Consider the following 19,872-nt stretch of genomic DNA (forward strand, 5'->3'; position numbering starts at 1 on the left):
CGGCAGCCTTGATGGGAACGCCGCGGCGATGGGGATTTTTCAGGATAGGGCTGATGCGGGGCGGCAGTTGGGGCTGCGGCTGATGTATCTGCGTGGCCAGGACGCAGTCATCCTCGGGGTGCCGCGTGGCGGGGTTCCGGTCGCCTTTGAGGTTGCAGCTGCTCTGGACGCACCGCTGGATGTGATCATTGTGCGCAAGTTGGGAGTCCCGTCCGAGCCCGAACTCGCGATGGGCGCCATCGGGGAGGATGGCACACATGTGCTCGAACGAAGCGTCCTCGCAGCTACAGGAGTCAAACAGGAAGAATTACGGGCTGTTGAGCGTCGGGAACGGGCTATCCTTGAGGGCCGGGTGGGACGGTTTCGCGCTGGCCGGGGCCGCGTTGACCTGAAGGACCGCATCGCCGTCGTCGTCGATGACGGAATCGCTACGGGGTCAACCGCGAGGGTGGCATGCCGTATTGCTCGGAACTTGGGGGCAGCCAAAGTGATCCTGGCCGTTCCTGTCGCTTCCGCCGACGTCCTCGCCAGATTGACGGATCCTGACGAGGTGGTGTGCCTTGCCACGCCTCCGCGGCTTACGGCTGTCGGGCACCACTACCGTGACTTCTCACCGACGGGCGACGACGAGGTGGCGTGGCTGCTCGCCGCTGCTGCCGAGCGCCTGCAAAATGCCTCTTCAACAGCGGGATCCCGTGGCCCCGATGAGGAAGTCCGGATACCGTCTGACGGGTTGTGGCTTCGAGGAGACCTTCAGTTGCCCGGATCGACTGCCCGAGTGGTGGTGTTTGCCCATGGTAGCGGCAGTGGCCGCCACAGCCCGCGAAATAGGTTCGTGGCCGCAACGCTTCGACGGGCAGGCCTGGGGACTTTGCTGCTCGACCTGCTCACCCCGGAGGAGGAGCTCAATCGTGCCAACGTTTTCGATATCGAACTGCTCGCGCGCAGGCTGATCGCGGCAACTGGATGGCTTGGCAGAAGGCCGGACACGGCTTCATGCAGCGTGGGATACTTCGGCGCGAGTACAGGTGCCGGCGCGGCGTTATGGGCGGCGGCCGAGCTGGGTGGGAAGATCAGCGCGGTCGTCTCGAGGGGAGGACGTCCGGATCTGGCGGGTGCGAGGCTTGCCTTTGTCCGCGCTCCCACGCTCTTGATTGTCGGCAGCGCGGATCACCGGGTGCTCGAACTCAACCGCAGGGCCCAAGACGTGATGGTCTGCCCCAAGCGCCTGGAGCTTGTTCCGGGAGCCACCCACCTTTTCGAAGAACCGGGAACATTGGAGGCGGCGGCGATTCTCGCCATGAACTGGTTTGTTCAGTACCTGCCGCAAGGATAGGCGGAGTGGGAACTGATTCGTGGACCGCGATAGTGCTTTACCCTTGCTCAGACAGTTCCGGCGGTTAAGGCGAAGCCTGTGTGTGCTTCGAGTTTGTCCATGAGCTCGCGCTGGAACTGGGCGCTTCGGGCTGCGGGATGCGGCTGACGCGGCCTGCGGTGATACCAATATCCGCCGGAGCGCGGGCTGATCTCGCTCTCGTCGGCGGTGGCGAGCCATTCCTGGGTACGGTGGCCTTCTTCGAGGCTGTCGGGGGCGGCGCGGCCGCCCATCCGTGTCGGCACCCAGCCGGGGTCCACCGCATGCGCCAGGGAGTCAGTCCGGCGCCCCGCAAGAGCAAGAGCGAACGCTGTGACGTAGAGCTTGGAGTCCTCATAGGGGCGGCTCCGGTTTCCGGGGCGGGAAAAGTCGACGGCATCGAGGTCGGTCGAGCCTGACATGTGCATCGAACTGCTGAGGACGATCGACCGTTCCGGCGGCGTCATCAGCACGGTGAGCACGTACGGGCAGACGATATTGACGGCGAAAACCTCGGGGCCGTTGAGGACTCCGGCATTGTGGATGACGGCATCGAACCGCCCGATACGGTTCGCTTGCCGGGCGAGACCAACGATCTCATCCAGATCTGCGAGGTCAGCGTAGACGACGTCGCGCATGCGGCTGAGAAAACTTTTGTCGGTGACGCGGCTGGCGTCGCGGGCGTGCAGCACGACGTCGTGCCCGGCGTCTGCGAGGGCGGTCGCCGTCGCTAGCCCTAGACCGCCGGAAGCGCCGGTGACGAGGACAAGTGACATGTGGCGGCCACCTTCTTGTCTTGGGGAATCCGTTTCACCGTAGCCGATGCGCAGCGCCGGAGGAAGTGCTTCTTCAGACCCAAGGGGGCGGGTCCTGAACCAGAGGCCAGCCTGCGGCCCCTTGAACGTCCGATCGCTCCAGGGTTAGCATTGCCGGCGGAACGGCCCGTCCCTGGGGCAGGCGGACACCGACGTCGATCAAGTTCGAGGAGACGGCCATGGGCGGTACAACGGCGGCGGCGTCATCCGCGGACCTGATGGTCGACCTGATCATATCCCTGGACGGGTATGCCTCAGCCGAGGGATGGCCCGGCTGGTGGGGCCTGGAGGGGCCGGAATACCTGGCATGGCTTCAGCAGGAGGGGGAGAAGGGCTACACCTTCCTTCTTGGCGCGAAAACGTACCGGCTGATGTCCAGGATGTCAGAGGAGGCCGCCGCTGAGGGCTCGGGATTCTCCCAGGATGAGGGGGCCACCCTGACCGGCCTTGCTGCGGTGCCGAAGGTCGTCTTCTCCTCCACGCTGCAGGCTCCCCTGGCATGGCCGAATTCGGAGCTGGTCACCGGGGACCCGGTCCAGGCCGTGGCGGAGATGAAACGGACCGGGACCGGGCCCTTGAGCACTCTCGGGAGCCTGAGCCTGTGCCGGTCGTTGCTGACCGCTGGGCTCGTGGACAGGTTCCGGGTGGTCATTTTCCCGGTGATCACGGGCAGCACCGGGCGGGAGCGGATCTACGACGGCTATCCGGACGTCTCGCTTGAGATGGTGGAGAGCAGGACCTTCGACGGTCGGCTCCAGCTGCTCGAGTATGTCCCCACCGTGCTCAGCGGTCCGCCGGGCAGCGCTCCGGCGTGAGAGAGGGCGAGGGCGACGGCAACAAGGCCCGGTGACCTCCGGAGGTGACGCTGCCGGTTCGTGCTCAAATTCCCAAGTCGTCAACGACCGGTGGGTGCAAAGCGGCGGGCCTGGGATGTTTCCATCATCGGATTCATCCCCTTGACTTTTCCCTTGGGGGAGGGTGCAAAGGTGGGGTGCATTCAAGAGGGGGAAAGAATGGCAAAAACCAGGGAAGTAACCGACGTGTCCTTCGATGCCGAAGTGCTGCAGTCGCCAAAATCCGTCGTCGTGGAATTCTGGGCGCGTTGGTCTGGACCTTGCGCCAGGCTTACCCCCGTCCTGGAACAGCTCGCTCTCGAATACGCAGACAAAATCGACGTCGTAAAAGTCAATGTCGATGAGAATCCGGAAACCGCGGCTGCCTTCGGGATCAGCTCTGTTCCGTCGGTGTTCTTGTTCAAGGACGGCGAACGAAGAATCTCCGTGATCGGTGTGGGGGCGAAGCGGTACTTCGAAGCGGAATTCGCTGACTACTTGCGCTAGCCCTGCTTCACCGTCTGAGCGCCTTTCCCCTACAGTGGAAGGTCAATGGGGGAGACGAGGTGCAGGGTGCGAATCGGTGAAGCCGCCCAAGCGGCGGGCATGACGAGCAAGGCCTTGAGGTTCTACGAAGAGCACGGGCTGCTGCCGCCCGCGAAGCGCACCGCGAACGGATATCGCGATTACACAGGCGAAACCGTTAAACGGCTCGACTTCATTCGCCGCGGGCGAGCCGCGGGACTGGCGCTGGCGCAGATCCGCGAAATCCTGCTTCTGCGTGACGCCGGGCGCTCCACGTGCACCCATGTGCGCGACCTACTGGCCGGTCAGTTGGCCGCCCTAGACGCGCAGATCGCCGAACTCGTCGCGCTGCGCGCTACCGTCGCCGACTCCCACGCCGTCGCGGCCGCCGCTGACCCGGAGGCGTGCGACGCCGAGCGGATCTGCAGCTACCTCTGAAAAGCCGCCCGACCCCCGTGTCTTATCCGACGCACATATGATTGTCCCAGGGGCGCGGATCGATCCCCTTGATCCAGCTCCCTCAATCGACACATGTTGGTGAGCGAAGTGAAGCGATCCGTCCTGGTCCTGCTGGCCGCGGTCCTGTCGTTATGTGCGTGTGGCGGTCCTGGCGGTCCGGACAAAGGGCGCACCGGGGTTGTCACCGGCTTGGTCCTGAGCGCCCCGGCGTGTCCCGTCGAACGTGTCGGTCAGGAGTGTCCGCCGCGACCCGTCCCAGGGGCAGCGGTTGTCGCCTTGGACGGTGAAGCTGTCCGGGGCTCAACGCTGACCGATGGAACCGGGGCCTTCCATCTCACGTTGCCTGACGGTCGTTACGTGATCAAAGCAAGCAATGTTGGAGGTTACGTCTCGACGGCGACTGAGCCGGTGGTCATCTCGAAGACCCCGGTTCACATCACGCTGGTTGTTGACAGCGGGATTCGCTAAGCCTGGCTACTCGGCGGACGGTCGCTTTCGTTGTTGTTTCGTTGCCGCCCGGTGTTCCTTTGCGACCCGGTGCCGCCGCTTCGAGCTCCGGGTGGGTTTGCTCGCCCGACGGGCAGCGGCTTCGGGAGCAAGGCCCTCCGCCACGAGGCGGGAGAGCTTGGCCAGGGCGATCTCGCGATTCCGCAACTGGGAGCGCTGCTCGGAGGCGGACACGCTGATTATCCCGGCGATGAGACGTGGTCCGAGGCGGGCGGACAGCATGAGCCGTTGGGCATCGGAAAGCGCTGCGGAGCCGGCCACATTCCATGAGAGTTCGACGCGGCTGTCCGAGGTGTTGACATGTTGACCGCCTGGCCCCGGCGAGCGGGAAAACCGCCAGCCGAGTTCCGACGACGGAATCGTGAGCGCGGGCGACACTTCGAGGTCCATGCTGCAAGCGTTTCACGATATCTGCGGGAACAAAGCCCTCGCCCCCCTGGAACCCGCTGGCGTCTCAGCTCCCGGAAGCCTTCGCAGCCTTGATGGCGGCCTTCGCAGCCTGTTTGTTGGCGCGCACTTTTCTCAGCGACTCCGGATCCACGATGTCGGCGACAGAAAGAAATGCGCTCTCCTGACCGTAGGCGCCGGCAGCCTCGCGCCAACCCTGTGCCTGGAGTCCGCACTGCTTGCCGAGCAGCGCCAGGAAGATCTTTGCCTTTTGCTCTCCGAAGCCGGGCAATCCTTTCAACCTGCGGAGCACCTCTTGGCCGTCGGGGTTGTCGCGGGTCCAGATGGCGGTCGCGTCTCCATTCCAATCGCGCTGAACGACTGCGGCTAGATCCTGCACGCGGCCGGCCATGGAGCCGGGGAAACGGTGGACGGACGGACGCTCCTTGAAGACCTCAACGAAGCCTGCAGGGTCATAATCGGCGATCGCGGCAGGGGACATGGATCCGATCCGCGACCGGATCTTTTCGGGTCCGGCAAACGCAGACTCCATGGTCACCTGTTGGTCTAGCAGCATGCCGATGAGAAGTGCGAACGCGTCCTCGCTGAGGAGTTGGTCGGCGGCGGGGTCGCCCGTAATGTGCAGTTCCATGCGCCCATCCTCCCACTTGCTTTGATTCGCGTCATACCGGTCGAATCAGCAGCCCGGTTCGGGATCCGTCTGCGAGCTCGCCGGCAATTCGCGCCGTTCGAGAGTCTGTCCGTAAGGCACGTCGCGGCTGATGGCGACGGTGTACCTGGTGTATTCGTGCTGGGTAACGAGGATGCCGTAACGGCGCTCCTTGACGGCGTGTTCGCGGGCGATTTCGACGGCGGTGTTCAGCTCGTTTTCGACGGTGTCAGAGTCGTGGGCGGTGATTTCCAGGACGACGTCCGAATGGCGTTTGATCATCGTGGTCTCTTTCTCGGCGGGAAGCGCCGGGGCTCTCAGCGGTCACAGGCTTCCGGGTCCAGGCGCACCCGGGGAGGCGGAAAGCGGTGGTTCGAGAGGGGGTGCCCGGCATTCTGTGATGGGGCGGTTGCTGGCCGTAGAGTCCGGCGGGCTTGATCGGCGGATGGATTTTCCTGCGGATCTGTAGCCAGTGTGGATGATCGGCAGCTCGGGCACAAGTTGAAATGCCGAAAAAGTTGCCCGTGTCGGCGAAAATCATCCGCGGAGGTCATCCCGCGGGAGCGGGTGTCTGGCTTTCCTAGGACCGGGAGGGCCACGCGCCGGAGCAGCTTTGTGCCCTACTCTCGAGGTGAAACCGCCGGGCTATTTCGAAGGAGTACCGATGAGAATTGCAGTGACGGGTGGAAGCGGAAAACTGGGCCGGCACGTAGTGCGCCGGCTCAGCGAGGACGGGCACCAGGTGTTGAACCTGGACCGGGCTGGCGAGCGGAGCCCCGGTCTGGCGATTGTCGACTTGCGTGACTTCGGCCAGGTGCTGGATGTGTTTCTCGGGCTGGACGACCGCCACAGCGGCTTCGACGCCGTCGTGCATCTCGGCGCGATCCCGGCACCCGGCATCGTCCCGGATGTCGCGACGTTCCAGAACAACATGCTTTCGACGTACAACGTGTTCCAGGCGGCCCGCCGGGCCGGCATCAAAAAGGTTGTCTACGCCTCAAGTGAGACAGTTCTGGGCCTGCCCTTCGACGTCGACCCTCCCTACATCCCGGTGGATGAGGAATACCCGGCCCGGCCCGAGAGCACCTATTCGCTGGTGAAGCATCTGGAAGAGCAGATGGCGATCGAGTTGACGCGGTGGGATCCCGAGCTGAGCATCGTGGGGCTGCGGTTCTCCAATGTCATGGACGTGGAGGATTACGAACGGTTTCCATCCTTCGACTCCGATGCCAGGCTGCGGAAGTGGAACCTTTGGGGTTACATCGATGGCCGGGACGGTGCGCAGGCTGTGGCCCGGGCCCTCGAAAACGGCAAGCCTGGCTTCGAAGCATTCATCATCGCGAACGCGGATACGGTCATGAGCCGGTCCAGTGCCAGCCTGGCTGCCGAGGTGTTCCCCAACGTCAAGGTGATCAAGAATTTGGGCGAGCACGAGACCATGCTCTCCATCGATAAGGCCAGGCGACTGCTGGGCTTCGAGCCCGAACACACTTGGCGCACTTACCATTCGAACCGCACTACTCCCGTCGAAGATTGAGGAACATGATGCAATACCGCACTTTGGGCAACAGCGGCGCCGTGGTTTCGAACTACGCGCTCGGAACCATGACCTTCGGGGCCGAGGCCACCGAGGAAACATCCCGCGACATCCTGGACAGCTACGTCGCGGCTGGCGGCAACTTCATTGACACCGCCGATGTTTACAGCGCCGGCGTGTCGGAGGAAATAATCGGCCGCTGGCTGGCCGAACGGCCGGATGCGCGGGACCGCGTGGTGTTGGCCACCAAGGGCCGCTTCCCGATGGGGACGGCGCCGAACGACGTCGGCACTTCACGACGCCACCTCACGCGAGCGCTGGACGACTCGCTTCGCCGCTTGGGCGTAGAGCAAATCGACCTGTACCAAATGCACGCGTGGGACCCCATTACGCCTTTGGAGGAGACGCTGCGCTTCCTGCACGACTCCGTCAGCAGCGGCAAGATCGCCTACTACGGCTTTTCCAACTTCCTGGGGTGGCAATTGACCAAGGCCGTCCACGTGGCCAAGGCCTTTGGCTGGAGCGCGCCGGTGACCCTGCAGCCGCAGTACAGCCTGCTGGTCCGTGAGATCGAATCGGAGATCGTTCCGGCTTCGCTGGATGCGGGCATCGGGCTGCTGCCATGGTCTCCCTTGGGCGGCGGTTGGCTCTCCGGCAAGTACAGGCGCGACGTGCCGCCCACCGGGGCCACGCGCCTGGGTGAAAACCCGGAACGCGGCATGGAGGCGTGGCAGGCCCGCAACGACGATCCCCGCACTTGGGATGTCATCGGAACCGTGGAAAAGATCGCCGCAGATCATGGCGTCAGTGCCTCCCAAGTGGCACTGGCCTGGTTGGCGGACCGGCCTGCGGTGACCTCCGTGATCCTCGGCGCCCGCACAACGGATCAGCTGGCGGACAACCTGGCCGCGGCAGACCTGGAACTCAGCCCCGAGGAAACCGGCCGCCTCACGCAGGCCAGCCAACCGCGCGTCGGCGTCTATCCTTACGGCCCGATGGCCCAGAACCAACGCAGCCGGAAGATCGAGGGCGGCAGATAGCGTTCCATTGCCCGCGGGGCAGCACAGGCGTTGAATGTGGCTTATGGTCGACTGGGTTCTACTCTCCAACCTCGGCACCGCGCTCGGTACGACTGTCCTGGCCGTCGCGACGTTCATTTCCACGAGATCGGCCAACCGATCGGCGCGGGTGGCGGAGCGTGCCCTGCTGAATGGATTGCGCCCCATCTTGCTGCCCTCCAACTGGTCCGACGCCCCGCAGAAGGTGCGGTTCATGGAAGGCAAGTGGATGGCGGTGCGCGGCGGCCATGCCACGCTCGAGATCAGCGATAACGCTGTGTACCTGTTGATGTCTGTGCGCAACGCGGGGGCAGGAGTGGCGGTCCTGCACGGCTGGCACCTGCCACCTGACGCCAGGGCTCCGCTGTCGCCAGTGGAGGAGTTCCACCGGCTGACGCGGGATATCTACGTGCCGGCCAACGACGCAGGATTCTGCCAGGTTGCAATCCGGGATCCGGAGTCGGCCGACTTCCGCAACGCAACCGCGGGAGCGGCCGGCGACGGCTTCGCCGTCGATGTCCTTTACGGAGACGCCGAAGGTTCGCAGCGCGTTGTCTCCCGTTTCTTCATCACCCCGGGACCCGCGGATGCAGCCCAGGACGACGCCGACTGGCTGCTGATGGTCTCGCGCCATTGGAACCTGGACTTACCTGCCCCGCGCGGCTGAGCCCGGGCTCCAGGCTCCGTGCGGGTACACGGGCTGCCGGTTGCCGGAGTCGTTCCCGGTAGTCCTAGCCGGTTTCGCTTTGGATGCGGTCCTTGACGCTTTGGGGCATGGTGGAGCATGCGTCGTTGTCGGCGCGCTGGTTGGCATGGCTGTCGGCAGTGTCCGTGATGCCGATCGTCGCGACGGCCGCCTGCCATCCGCCCAGGCCAACGAGCTGCCGGGGGACCCAGACGTTTGCCGCTCCGTTCACCAGGTTCCACACAGCTGGGTTGACGCCTGTGCCCAGGTAGATGCCTCCGTTGGGGTCCCGTTTGACCAGATCCGGCAAGGGAAGGACGCCCATCAGCTGCGCGGACTGATAGTCGGTCATGTTCCACGGCGGGGTTCCGAAGTAGTACCAGCTTGCCGCGCAGACCCCGTACAGATGGGGGCCGAACTGTGCGTAGTTTAGATAGAGCTCCAAGGTGCGTTGTGGGCTCAACGTGTAGCTGAACTGGGTTGCCAGGACCGCTTCAATCCCCTTGCGGACAGCGTTCTGGTCGTCCCAGAGGAAAATGTTCTTGACCAGCTGCTGGGGGATGGTGGAGCCGCTGGGGTCGGGCTTTCCCTGGAAATACGCCTGTGCCCTCGCCTGGAGGTCTCCGACGTCGAAGGCCCCACTGCGTGTGCCGAGCTGTTCGTCTTCATGGGCGATGGTCGCGGCCAGCAAATGCCGGCTCATGTGGTTGATCGAGACGAACTGGTAGACGTTGGGCTCACCCGCTTCCAGCATGTAGGCGGTGCGTGGCGGGGTCACGCCCATGCTGAACATGAAGGCGATGAGCTGGACAAGAACGAGCGGGACGATCAGCGCCAGGAGGACCTTGCGGCGCCACTTCCGTTTGGATCGCTTAGCCTTCTTGCCGGCTTTGGGAGCTGGCTCCTGTGCCCGATCCGGCTCCGTCGCGGACTGTTTCACCCGGTCCTGTAAAGGCCCTTGTGGCTCCAAGGGGTCCGGCACGGGGTAGCTGATGACTTTGACCCGCGCCGGATCGGGTCGGGCCCCTGACGGAGGGCTCGCTGGTTGCGGACGCCGCGGCGAGGTCGGCGGTGTCGGAATGTCCATCGGTCTGCCTTCGCTTCTCGTCCCGCGCGGTTACCCCTTGAAGGGGACAGGATGGCAAGAAAGTCTACCGGGCCTTGCTGGTTGCTCCGTTCAGCCAAGTAGTCCGGGACGCCCTCCCGTAGGGTGCGGCGGACGATTGTAAGTACACTTACTGAAGTCATCACGAGCAAAAATCGGAGCGGCAATGACTTCTGCACGGACCTTTGAATCGATCGTCATCATTTTCAATCCCAACAGCACCGGGGACGCACGCAGACTGGCCGAGAGTCTCCATGGCGAGCTGGCGGATCTCCTCAACTACCCAGTGGACATCAAGCTCCAGCCGACAAGCCACGCCGGACATGCCGTCGAGCTGGCACGCGATGCAGTCCGCGGTGGAGGGGATGTCTTGGTGGTTTCCGTCAGTGGTGACGGGGGCTACAACGAAGTTGTCAACGGTGTGATGCAAGGCGGCAATCCCAGGGCGGTGTGCGCAGTGCTGGGGGCGGGCAATGCCAATGACCACCGGCGGAGTACCGGCACCCAGCCGCTCGGGGAAGCAATCGCCGGGGGCAGGGTGCGGAGCATCGACCTACTGCGCGTCCACACGGGCAAGGGATCGGATTCGCCCGGGGAGTACGCGCACTCCTATGTCGGCTTCGGGCTGACGCCGGTGGTGGCGATTGACTTGGAAAAGGGCGGCAAGGGAGCCCTGAAGGAAATGGTCTCGGTGATCCGGACCTTCTCGAAGTTTGAGCCCTTCGAAATACGCCAGGCCGACGGCGGGCGCCGCAGCCTGGACAGCCTCGTGCTCGCCAACATTCCAGAGATGGCGAAGTACGCCACACTTAGCGACGCGGACGACAAGCTCTCAGACGGAAAATTCGAAGTGATCGCCTTTGCCCACATGCCAAAGTGGCGGGTCCTCTTGACGGCGCTGCGGGCAGCTACGAAGGGCCTGGGGGACCAGCCCAGCGTCAGCAGCTACTCGTTCACCACCATCGCGCCCCTGGTCTACCAGATCGACGGTGAAGTGAAATCCGTCGCCGCGAACATGCCAGTCAGGATCGAGTGCGCCCCGGCGGCTCTCTCCACCTTGGGATAAACAAAGGCCGCCCGGCGAAATGAATCTCATGGAGGAGCGATCCGGGATATAGTCAGCAAGCTTAGTACTTTACGGGATTTGCTGTTCAGCAGGACGTAGGACAAAAGTTCCCTGCCGACGCAGGACCCTGCCGGACAAATCGGTTGGACAACACAATAGGAGCACGAATGGAAATCTGGCCCGGATCGGCGTACCCCCTTGGCGCCACCTTCGACGGAACCGGAACCAACTTCGCCTTGTTCAGCGAGAGGGCTGAAAAAGTCGAGCTTTGCCTGGTTCAGGAGGACGGCTCCGAAACCAAAATCGATCTCGTGGAAGTCGATGGTTACGTTTGGCACTGTTACCTGCCGCAGGTTCAGCCGGGCCAGAAGTATGGCTACCGCGTGCACGGTCCGTATGACCCTGCCGCCGGGCAGCGCTTCAATCCCAACAAGCTCCTCCTGGACCCTTACGCGAAGGCGGTGCACGGCCAACTCGACTGGGACCCGGCGCTCTTCTCTTACAACATGGGGGATCCGGACTCCCGCAACGACGAGGATTCGGCGCCGCACATGATGTTGGGCGTGGTCATCAACCCGTTCTTCGACTGGGACGGCGACCACCTCCCGCGGATCCCGTACCACCGTTCCGTGATCTACGAGGCGCACGTCAAGGGCCTGACCCAGCTCCACCCCGAGGTCCCGGAGGAGCAGCGCGGCACGTACGCCGGCGTGGCCCACCCTGCCGTGATTTCCCATCTGCAGAAGCTCGGGGTGACGGCCATCGAACTCATGCCCGTCCATCAATTCGTCAATGATGGCACCTTGCAGGACAAGGGGTTGAACAACTACTGGGGCTACAACACGATCGGGTTCTTTGCCCCGCACAACAGCTACAGCTCCGCGGGGGACGCCGGCCAGCAGGTCCAGGACTTCAAGGCCATGGTCCGTTCCCTCCACCGAGCAGGCATCGAGGTCATTCTCGACGTCGTGTACAACCACACCGCCGAAGGCAACCACCTTGGCCCGACGCTGTCCTTCAAGGGCATCGACAACGCCGCATACTACCGGCTGGTGGATGGTGACCAGAAGCACTACATGGACTACACGGGGACCGGCAACTCCTTGAACGTCCGCCAGCCGCATTCGCTGCAGCTGCTGATGGATTCCCTGCGGTACTGGGTCACCGAAATGCATGTGGACGGCTTCCGCTTCGACCTCGCCTCCACCCTGGCCCGGGAGTTCTATGACGTGGACAAACTGTCGACCTTCTTCGAGCTCATCCAGCAGGATCCGGTGGTTTCGCAGGTCAAGCTGATCGCCGAGCCGTGGGACGTCGGTCCGGGCGGCTACCAGGTGGGCAATTTCCCGCCGCAGTGGACGGAATGGAACGGCCAGTACCGGGACACCGTCCGCGACTTCTGGCGCGGCGAGCCCTCCACCCTGGGCGAATTCGCCTCCCGGTTGACCGGGTCGGCGGACCTTTACGAGCACTCCGGCCGCCGCCCGGTGGCTTCCATCAACTTCGTCACCGCCCACGACGGCTTCACCCTGGCCGACCTGGTGTCCTACAACGAGAAGCACAACGAGGCGAACGGCGAGGGCAACAACGACGGCGAATCCCACAACCGCTCCTGGAACTGCGGCGTCGAGGGCCCCACGGAGGATCCCAAGGTCCTGGGCCTTCGCGCCCGCCAGCAGCGGAACTTCATCGCCACGATGCTTCTATCCCAGGGTGTCCCGATGCTGCTGCACGGTGACGAGCTGGGCCGGACGCAGCGGGGCAACAACAACGGCTACTGCCAGGACTCCGAGCTGACCTGGATCAACTGGGACAGCGTGGACCAGCCCCTCGTCGAGTTCACGGCCGCGGTCAGCGCTCTGCGCGCCAAGCACCCCACCTTCCGCCGGAGCCGCTTCTTCGACGGCCGCCCGGTGCTGCGCGGCGAAGGCGAGAGGCTTCCGGACATCGAGTGGCTGGATCCGGATGGAAGCACCATGCAGCCAGAGGACTGGGACAACGGCTTCGGCCGCTCCGTGGGCGTGTTCCTCAACGGTGACGGCATCCAAGGAAAGGACAACCAGGGCCGGCGCATCACGGACGTCAACTTCCTGCTCTACTTCAATGCCCACGACGACGAAGTCAAGTTCAGGCTGCCCTCGGACGAATACGCACCCGCCTGGGACATCCTGATCGACACCGCGGGGGAGAGCGCCGACTCCGCGCCCGTCGAAGCAGGCGGTGTAGTGTCGCTCGTGGCGAAGTCACTCGTAGTGCTTCGTGCGCACAGTGCCCCCGAGGAGGTGCCCGACCACTCAGTGGCCGCCTCGCTCGCAGCGCTGACGCAGACGGCGACCGCCGAAACCGCGGCGCTCACCTCCCCTGCAGTTCCGGAGCCGAAGAAGACGAAGAAGCCGGCGTCCGGGCGGCGGCCAAGCAAGCAGGACACTCCGTGAACGTTTGGCGACGACATCTTGATCGGGGCCTTGCCTGTCAGTAAGCATGCTGATTAACTCGGAGGCGAAGCGCCGGACCGGCGCTCGTCTTCGTTGCAAAGGAGATGCACCATGGGTTTTCTCGCTTTTCTTCTGCTTGGCCTGATCGCCGGCGCCATCGCAAAGGCCATTCTTCCTGGAAGGCAAGGCGGCGGTCTGCTGCTTACCATGCTCCTGGGAGTTGTCGGGGCTTTTCTTGGTGGTTGGATCGGTTCCGTCCTCTTCGGTGGCGGACTGGGAAACTTCTTCGATCTGAGGACGTGGCTGCTGTCCATCCTGGGAGCCATCATCGTGCTGCTGATCTTCGGAGCACTCAGAGGACGGCGAAGCAGGGTATAGGCGCGAAGCCAGGTAGCTTCACATACAGCGGGAGCGAGGCCAGGCTAGTAGGCGACCAGCCGCCGTCGAAGGGACACCGTCCCTAGAACGAGTCCGACGGCGGCGGTCGCCAGCAGCACAGCCAGGTCCCGGCCGAGGTTTTCGGTCGACTGGTAGAAGATCGCTGCCTCTAGCGCGTCCACCCCGTAAAAGGTCGGTGTGAAGTGCGCTATGGCCTGGATCCAATCCGGCAAGAACGCCGCAACGCTGATTCCGCCGCTGAGGAAAAACAGGTAGATCGACAGATTGATGCCAGCCCCGGCAACGGCTGAGAAGCGCCGCAGCGCACAGCCCAAAGCCGTTCCGAGCCCCGCGGCCGCCAGCGCGATCAGTCCGATTGCAGCCAGCGCCGGCAACCAATACCATCCGGCAGGCCGAAGGATCCCAAAGGCGTACGACAAGACCAGGACCACCGCAGCCACGAGCATGGTTGTTACCCAGCACGCCAGGATCTTGCCGGCGATCAGCGACCCGCGGCCGATCGGGGAGAGCAACAGCGCTTTGATGGTAAGTTCTTCGAACTCGCGGGCGGCTGCCAACCCGCCGTTGACAATCCCCATGATCGTGAGCAGGAGCACGAGGATCGGCACGAGCTGAAACTGGACCAGGTCGACGTCGTGCGGCCTCAGGTCCGATTCGGCGACGCCGACCATGATCGGTGTGTCCGGCTGTCCGGCATAAAAGTTGGTAATGGCGGCCGGGACTGAGCGGCGCAGGTCGTTGGTGAAGTCGAGGTTCAGGTTGTTGATCTGCACGCTGACGGGGTCGGGCCGCCGTGCCCGGTAGTCGTCGTCGAACGTGGCGGGTACCGTGATGACCGCTGCAACTTGGAGCGTGTCCAGCAGGTGTGTGGCTTCGACGGGGTCGGCGCGCTGGACGCGGAAGGCGTCCGAGTTCTCAAGGATCGAGACGAGCCGCTGCGCCTGCGGCCCGCTGTCCTCAACCACCAGCGCCACCGGGTTCCGGCCGACCGCCCCGGCCACCACGAAGATGATCAGCAGGAATGCGACGGGCGGCAGGAGGCTGGCCAGAATCGCGGACGGCGTCCGGAACCAGGTCAGGATGTCTTTCGCCGCTATGGCGAGCACGGCACGCCGGGCAGCCATCAGTGCCTCGCCCCATGCCGACCGAACACGAAAGCCGCGCACCCCACGGCCACCAAGCTGAATGCTCCCAGGACGATCGCGTCCACAGTCAGGCTTTGCGGAGCCGTCTGGTAACCGTGGAAGGCGTGCTGGAAGGCGGCGATCGCATACGTGAGAGGCGATATCGCAGCGATTCCGCCGGGGATGGCGCCCAGCCAGTTCGCCGGCCCGAACGGTCCGCTCAGGAAGAACAGGGGAAGAACGGCCGCGATGGAGAGGGGGATTGCCTGCTGTCTCCGACGGACTAGTGTCCCGACGAGGACGCCGAGGGCAAGGAACGCCGCCAGAACCAAGAGTCCGAAGCCCAACACTTCGAGGGGATGGAGCGGATGGACCCCGAGAAAAAGGACCACGACGGCGAGTAGCAGCAACGCGGACGCCGCCGCGAGGACTGCGGCTCCCAAGACCTTGCCCACCCCGATCGTCAAGCGGCTCACAGGCGCAAGTGCGAGTTCCTTGATGGTCCCAAGCTCGTAGTCCCGCGCGGTATTGACGCTGCCTTGCAGTTGGGACGCTAGCATCAGGCCGGCAACCATGATGCTCACGGCGAGGTACGGAATGTAGCCAGTGTCTTGGACTTGGAGGTCGGATTCGCGGGCGGTCACCACCACCTGATCGGGGAAGGCGTCCGCGTAGAAGGACGTGATGGACAGCGGAACGGCCCGCCGGATGTCGTTGGTGAAGTCGACGTTCAAGTTGTTGACTTCCACCGGAATTTCGATTCGCGCTCCGGCGGCGAGGGCGGCGTCGAACTCTTGTGGCACGGTGACGACGGCGACAATGCTGCCGGAATGGATCTCACGTTCCGCGTCGGCCGGGCTTGCGGTGTGGATGATGAACGAATGAGAGCCGTTCATGGCCTGAACGAAGCGTTCCGCGAGCGGTCCGTGGTCATTCATCACGACGGCGATCGGCGCCTGGCCGCCGCTGATCGCGAAGAGCAGGAAGAGAAGCAAAAAGTTGATCGGGATCAGGACGCCGATGATCGCGAACAGTGGCTCCCGGAGGGTGAGCCGGATGTCCGTCGCCGCCACGGCCCGGATCACACGCAGGTCATGGCGGAGGCTCACTCCCGGAGCTCCTTGCCCGTCAGGCTCAGGAAAACCTCGTCGAGGCTCGGTTCCCGGCTCTGGATCTCCTCCAGGCTCGTGGACCCGACTACTTCCGTTACGACCTTGCCGGTCACGTCGGCACCACCCTCCACCGTGACCTTCAGCGAGCCGTCGGAAGCATTTGCCGAGACAACGCCGGGGAGCGCAAGGACCTTTCGAACGATCTCCTCCCCAGGAGCTGGATGCGTGCGCATTTCAAGCACCGTGTCACCGAAGCTGCGCCGCAGCTTGGTTGGCGAATCGAGCGCCACCAGCCGTCCGCGGTCGATGATGGCCAGGCGATCGCACAAGGCGTTCGCTTCCTCGAGGTAGTTGCTGGTGATGAGTACGGTGGTTCCGCGATCCTTGAGTTCCAGGATCCGGTCCCAGAGGGCATGCCTGCTCTGCACGTCGACTCCGAGGGTCGGTTCGTCGAAATAGAGCAGCTCCGGTTCGTGGAGCATGGCCCGGACCAACGCCAGCCTTCGCTTCATGCCGCCGGAGAACGTTGCGACGCGGCTCTTCCGGCGCTCCTCCAGTTGCGCCAATTCGAGCAGCGAGGTGATCTTCCTATCGAGACCATGCTTGGGCACGTCGAAGAGATCGGCATGAAACCGGAGGTTGGCTTCTGCTGTGAGCTCCTCGTAAAGGGCGTTCTCCTGCGGTACTGTCCCGAGCGAGCGACGGATCCCGCGTGGATCTTTCAGCAGGTCGATGCCCAGGACCCTGACCCCGCCCGAGCTTGGGCGGCTGAGGCCGCTGATCATGTTGATGATGGTTGTTTTGCCCGAGCCGTTGGGCCCGAGTAGGCCGAAAATCTCTCCGCGTCGAACCTGCAGGCTCAGGTCGTCGACCGCGGTGAGGGAGCCGAACCGCTTTGTGACGCCTATGAGCTCGATGGCCGCTTCAGTCATGCCTTTTCCTCTTGCGGGACGCGGATCCATGATCAGTCTTGCCCCCGTCAATGGAGGTGTCAACATGGTCAGAGGTCTGCATCAACCGGGACGCTCGCTCACATATATGGGCAAAAGCAAGGACGCTCGCTCACATCATGTGAGCGAGCGTCTGCCCGAAACACCCCAAAGGTGAGCGAGTGCCTGGAGAGGAGGAGTGCAAAGGCGGGCACCGGCAGTGTCGCCGGTGATGTCCCGCGGCGGACACAGGGATTTCAGCGCTCGTTGCGAGCTAGCTTGGAGTGCGCCGTTAGTGTGGGGCATGAGCGATAAGGGACTGCTCGAACCACCAGGAAGGAACCCAATGACTGAAAGCAACAATTCGCCGGACAAACCCACAATGTCGGCGATGTGGTCCGACGGGCTGGGCCGCGCCGGGATCCGTTCAGGCCAGATGCTCCTGGTCATCACCCTGGTATCAGTGATTCTCTGGGCTCTGACCAGCGTGCCGCTCGTCATGATCCCGGTCACCATCGCACTCATTCTTGCCTCGGCAATCTCGCCTCTTGTGCGTTGGCTGACTGCCCACCGGTGGCCCCAGGCCCTCGCAGTCGCAGCATCGTTCGTGGGTATCCTTACAGTCTTCGGCGGAGTCATCACCGGAATCGTCTTTCTTATCAGGGCGCAATCCAAGGAGCTTGCGGTGAAATTCACTGCCGGCATCGAGCAGCTCCATCAATTCCTGAACAACGGCCCCTTCAAGGTCAGCGACGAGCAACTCCGCTCCGTCGCCGATTCCATACAGCGCTTCGTCACGAGCAGTACGTTCGGTGCCGAAGCGCTCACGGGCGCCCGTACGGTCGGTGAAATCCTCGCCGGCTTGGTTCTCATGGTGGTGATCTTGTTCTTCTTCCTCAAGGACGGCGAGAAGATCAGGACTTTCCTTTTCGGGTTCCTGCCGCCGGTTCACCGCGGGAAAGCCCACCTGGCCGCGGAACGAAGCGCCACCGTCCTGGGAGGCTATGTCCGGGGCACGGCCCTCATCGCAGCGGTGAACGGCTTGATCATCGGGACCGTCCTGGCCATCCTCGGTGTCCCGCTTGCCCTGCCCCTTGGCGTTTTTGTGTTTATCGGCGGGTTCATTCCCATCATTGGTTCCACCGCAGCCGGTACCCTCGCTGTGGGTGTCGCGCTGATCTCGAACGGTCCGGTGACGTCCCTCATCGTCCTCGCAGTCCTCGTCGCGGCCAACCAGCTTGAGCACCATTTCCTTCAACCCGTTTTGATGGGCAAGGTCCTGAGCATTCACGGGCTGGCCATTTTGCTGGCCTTGGCTATCGGCACGATGCTCGCGGGCATTATCGGTGCCCTGTTGGCTGTGCCGACCGCCGCCGTTGGCTGGACTGCCATCAAGACGTGGACCGGGCGGGGCGACACGGCGCCCGCCGGCATCGACCGCGCCGATGGAACCGCGGGCTGAACCGGACTCACAGCCAAAGCCCGAACCTAAGGTTGCGCTAGGAGCTCGTCGCGCAATTGCTCCAGGTGGGACGGTTGTTCTGCGAGCGCCCGGGTGGTCGGCGGGGGACTGGGTGCCCGAACGCCCGCGAGGGGGTCGTCAGTGCGCGGGACGGTGAGGCTCAAGGCCCCGCCAACATCAGGTGCCGCGGCATCGCGGCGGGTAAGGGCCGGCAGATTCCAACGATGTTCGACGGTTGCAAGGATGCTCGTGTGATCGAGCGGGACAGGACCGCGGGCTCGGATGACGGTGCCGGCCGGGATGAGCGGACTGATCAGGATCGTTGGCACACGTACCCCGAAGCGGGTGAAATCGAAACCGAATTCCCCCGGTGTATCGTCTGGGGGCGTCGCGCCCCACGGCGGAGCGACGTGGTCGTAGCAGCCACCGTGTTCGTCATACGTGACGATGAGCAGGGTGGAGTCCCAAGCCGGCCCATCGTGGACGGCGCGATAAGCGTCCAGCAGGAACTGCTCTCCAAGCGCGACGTTGTAGTTGGGGTGCTCGCTGTTGCCCGTCGAGGACCAGGACGGTTCAAGGAACGCGTATGCGGGGAGCTTCCCGGCCGCCGCGTCGGCCTGGAAGTCCGCGAACAGGCCAATGTTCGACGCCGGAGCGTGCCGGGTGTCGTCGAAGTCGAGTTTCGTCAGGGGCGACTTGGTTTCGCCGTAGATTTTCCACGGGATCCCATGGTTGCCCAGGTGCCCGAAGATGCTCGGCACGGTGAACCGTTTGGCCTTGTCATCCAGGTTGCCTTGGCTGGTCGCGGCACACGCGAACGCCCGGTTGGGCATCGTCATCGTGGGAGCTGACGCGAACCAGGCGTCGCAGACGGCGAACCCCTTCGCCATCCCTGACAAGACAGGAAGTGTCTGCGGGGTGAAGCAGCCCATGATCATTTGCTCGGTTGTTCCCGGCACCACGTGCCAGCCCTTGGCCAGGTTGTCCTTGATGGCACCGGCGTAGTTGGTCACAAAGCCGCTCATGGGAGGTAGAGTTCCCGCTTGCGGCGCGCCGGCGCTGCCATAGAGCTGCTCGTTCGTTGCCTGGTATCCCTCCCCGGGGTCGGCGCCCGGCATGAAGTAGACGTCGGGCGTCGAGGACGTCAGCTGATAGACCCCGACAGGACTGCCATCGGAGCCGGGGCAGGACTCCGTGCCGGTCAGGCCCTCAAACGGGTCTCCCGCGGGAGAAACATTGGCGGAATCGGCGTAGAGGTATCCGAGCATGTGATCGAATGAGCGGTTTTCAAGCATCAAGACGACGATGTGCTGGACGGCATTGAGACCAGTTGCCGGCACGATGACCATCCCCCTTCGAAAGGAGTTCCTGTCCGTGCTGAACAGTCTCCCACGCAGCTGTCCTGGTGGA

Annotated in this window: 21 protein-coding genes; 12 read left to right on the forward strand and 9 right to left on the reverse strand. The window is 63.8% G+C overall.

Translation table 11 applies throughout. The annotated features are described in order from the left end of the window. The first annotated feature begins 28 nt into the window (after positions 1–28). Entirely contained in the window at positions 29–1,336 is a 1,308-nt protein-coding gene (locus AB0O52_RS08645) for a phosphoribosyltransferase family protein (RefSeq protein ID WP_364536176.1), read from the forward strand. Between the two features lie 47 nt (positions 1,337–1,383). On the opposite strand, the gene AB0O52_RS08650 is transcribed toward AB0O52_RS08645, so the two are convergent. Further along, positions 1,384–2,130 carry an SDR family NAD(P)-dependent oxidoreductase gene (locus tag AB0O52_RS08650; protein WP_364536179.1) on the reverse strand — a complete coding sequence of 249 codons (747 nt, stop codon included), beginning with the start codon at positions 2,128–2,130 and terminating at the stop codon, positions 1,384–1,386. Between the two features lie 218 nt (positions 2,131–2,348). On the opposite strand from AB0O52_RS08650, the gene AB0O52_RS08655 reads away from it, so the two are divergent. The 4 genes from AB0O52_RS08655 to AB0O52_RS08670 all read left to right on the forward strand — a co-directional run bounded on the left by AB0O52_RS08655 (position 2,349) and on the right by AB0O52_RS08670 (position 4,454). Then, complete coding sequence (locus AB0O52_RS08655) at positions 2,349–2,984, forward strand: dihydrofolate reductase family protein (protein WP_364536182.1); 636 nt, start codon at positions 2,349–2,351, stop codon at positions 2,982–2,984. Positions 2,985–3,182: 198 nt separating this feature from the next. Beyond that, positions 3,183–3,509 (forward strand): thioredoxin, encoded by a 327-nt coding sequence (trxA, locus tag AB0O52_RS08660; protein WP_364536185.1) that lies wholly within the window; start codon positions 3,183–3,185, stop codon positions 3,507–3,509. 66 nt (positions 3,510–3,575) lie between these two features. Then, positions 3,576–3,965 (forward strand): heavy metal-responsive transcriptional regulator, encoded by a 390-nt coding sequence (locus AB0O52_RS08665; protein WP_364536188.1) that lies wholly within the window; start codon positions 3,576–3,578, stop codon positions 3,963–3,965. Between the two features lie 93 nt (positions 3,966–4,058). Next, on the forward strand, positions 4,059–4,454 hold the full coding sequence (locus tag AB0O52_RS08670) for a carboxypeptidase-like regulatory domain-containing protein (RefSeq protein WP_364536190.1): 396 nt from the start codon (positions 4,059–4,061) through the stop codon (positions 4,452–4,454). Positions 4,455–4,460: 6 nt separating this feature from the next. On the opposite strand, the gene arfB is transcribed toward AB0O52_RS08670, so the two are convergent. The 3 genes from arfB to AB0O52_RS08685 form a co-directional block, all read right to left on the reverse strand. Then, positions 4,461–4,883 (reverse strand): alternative ribosome rescue aminoacyl-tRNA hydrolase ArfB, encoded by a 423-nt coding sequence (gene arfB, locus AB0O52_RS08675; protein WP_364536193.1) that lies wholly within the window; start codon positions 4,881–4,883, stop codon positions 4,461–4,463. A gap of 64 nt (positions 4,884–4,947) precedes the next feature. Further along, positions 4,948–5,532: an HhH-GPD-type base excision DNA repair protein gene (locus tag AB0O52_RS08680; RefSeq protein WP_364536196.1), complete on the reverse strand. Its 585-nt coding sequence runs from the start codon at positions 5,530–5,532 to the stop codon at positions 4,948–4,950. 45 nt (positions 5,533–5,577) lie between these two features. After that, positions 5,578–5,832, reverse strand: a complete 255-nt coding sequence (locus AB0O52_RS08685) for a hypothetical protein (protein WP_364536199.1) — start codon at positions 5,830–5,832, stop codon at positions 5,578–5,580. A gap of 382 nt (positions 5,833–6,214) precedes the next feature. Here AB0O52_RS08685 and AB0O52_RS08690 point away from each other — a divergent pair, with 382 nt between their 5' ends. The 3 genes from AB0O52_RS08690 to AB0O52_RS08700 are packed head-to-tail and all read left to right on the forward strand — an operon-like array spanning position 6,215 to position 8,812. Then, positions 6,215–7,087 carry an NAD(P)-dependent oxidoreductase gene (locus tag AB0O52_RS08690; RefSeq protein WP_364536202.1) on the forward strand — a complete coding sequence of 291 codons (873 nt, stop codon included), beginning with the start codon at positions 6,215–6,217 and terminating at the stop codon, positions 7,085–7,087. A gap of 8 nt (positions 7,088–7,095) precedes the next feature. Next, entirely contained in the window at positions 7,096–8,127 is a 1,032-nt protein-coding gene (locus AB0O52_RS08695; RefSeq protein ID WP_364536367.1) for an aldo/keto reductase, read from the forward strand. A gap of 43 nt (positions 8,128–8,170) precedes the next feature. Then, complete coding sequence (locus AB0O52_RS08700; protein ID WP_364536205.1) at positions 8,171–8,812, forward strand: hypothetical protein; 642 nt, start codon at positions 8,171–8,173, stop codon at positions 8,810–8,812. Positions 8,813–8,876: 64 nt separating this feature from the next. Here the strand turns inward: AB0O52_RS08700 and AB0O52_RS08705 are convergent, their stop codons facing one another. After that, the gene (locus AB0O52_RS08705; RefSeq protein ID WP_364536208.1) at positions 8,877–9,770 is read right to left on the reverse strand and encodes a transglycosylase domain-containing protein; all 894 of its coding nucleotides are present in this window, start codon (positions 9,768–9,770) and stop codon (positions 8,877–8,879) included. Between the two features lie 331 nt (positions 9,771–10,101). On the opposite strand from AB0O52_RS08705, the gene AB0O52_RS08710 reads away from it, so the two are divergent. The 3 genes from AB0O52_RS08710 (at position 10,102) to AB0O52_RS08720 (ending at position 13,814) form a co-directional block, all read left to right on the forward strand. Then, a complete protein-coding gene (locus AB0O52_RS08710) occupies positions 10,102–11,001 on the forward strand; it encodes a diacylglycerol kinase family protein (protein WP_364536211.1) in 900 nt (299 codons plus the stop codon). Positions 11,002–11,168: 167 nt separating this feature from the next. Further along, entirely contained in the window at positions 11,169–13,436 is a 2,268-nt protein-coding gene (gene glgX / locus AB0O52_RS08715; protein ID WP_364536214.1) for a glycogen debranching protein GlgX, read from the forward strand. 111 nt (positions 13,437–13,547) lie between these two features. Beyond that, positions 13,548–13,814: a GlsB/YeaQ/YmgE family stress response membrane protein gene (locus AB0O52_RS08720; RefSeq protein WP_364536217.1), complete on the forward strand. Its 267-nt coding sequence runs from the start codon at positions 13,548–13,550 to the stop codon at positions 13,812–13,814. 44 nt (positions 13,815–13,858) lie between these two features. Here the strand turns inward: AB0O52_RS08720 and AB0O52_RS08725 are convergent, their stop codons facing one another. The 3 genes from AB0O52_RS08725 to AB0O52_RS08735 are packed head-to-tail and all read right to left on the reverse strand — an operon-like array spanning position 13,859 to position 17,003. Further along, a complete protein-coding gene (locus tag AB0O52_RS08725) occupies positions 13,859–14,959 on the reverse strand; it encodes an ABC transporter permease (RefSeq protein ID WP_364536219.1) in 1,101 nt (366 codons plus the stop codon). Continuing rightward, complete coding sequence (locus AB0O52_RS08730; RefSeq protein ID WP_364536222.1) at positions 14,959–16,068, reverse strand: ABC transporter permease; 1,110 nt, start codon at positions 16,066–16,068, stop codon at positions 14,959–14,961. The genes AB0O52_RS08725 and AB0O52_RS08730 overlap by 1 nt, the downstream gene beginning before the upstream one ends. Further along, complete coding sequence (locus AB0O52_RS08735) at positions 16,065–17,003, reverse strand: ATP-binding cassette domain-containing protein (protein WP_364536225.1); 939 nt, start codon at positions 17,001–17,003, stop codon at positions 16,065–16,067. Before AB0O52_RS08735 ends, AB0O52_RS08730 begins: the two co-directional genes overlap by 4 nt. 343 nt (positions 17,004–17,346) lie before the next feature. Here AB0O52_RS08735 and AB0O52_RS08740 point away from each other — a divergent pair, with 343 nt between their 5' ends. Next, on the forward strand, positions 17,347–18,462 hold the full coding sequence (locus tag AB0O52_RS08740; protein WP_364536228.1) for an AI-2E family transporter: 1,116 nt from the start codon (positions 17,347–17,349) through the stop codon (positions 18,460–18,462). 26 nt (positions 18,463–18,488) lie between these two features. Here the strand turns inward: AB0O52_RS08740 and AB0O52_RS08745 are convergent, their stop codons facing one another. Then, positions 18,489–19,802 carry an alkaline phosphatase family protein gene (locus tag AB0O52_RS08745; RefSeq protein WP_364536231.1) on the reverse strand — a complete coding sequence of 438 codons (1,314 nt, stop codon included), beginning with the start codon at positions 19,800–19,802 and terminating at the stop codon, positions 18,489–18,491. Positions 19,803–19,872: the final 70 nt, after the last annotated feature.

The organism is Arthrobacter sp. NPDC080073 (assembly GCF_040686575.1).
In the GTDB taxonomy this organism is placed as follows: domain Bacteria; phylum Actinomycetota; class Actinomycetes; order Actinomycetales; family Micrococcaceae; genus Arthrobacter.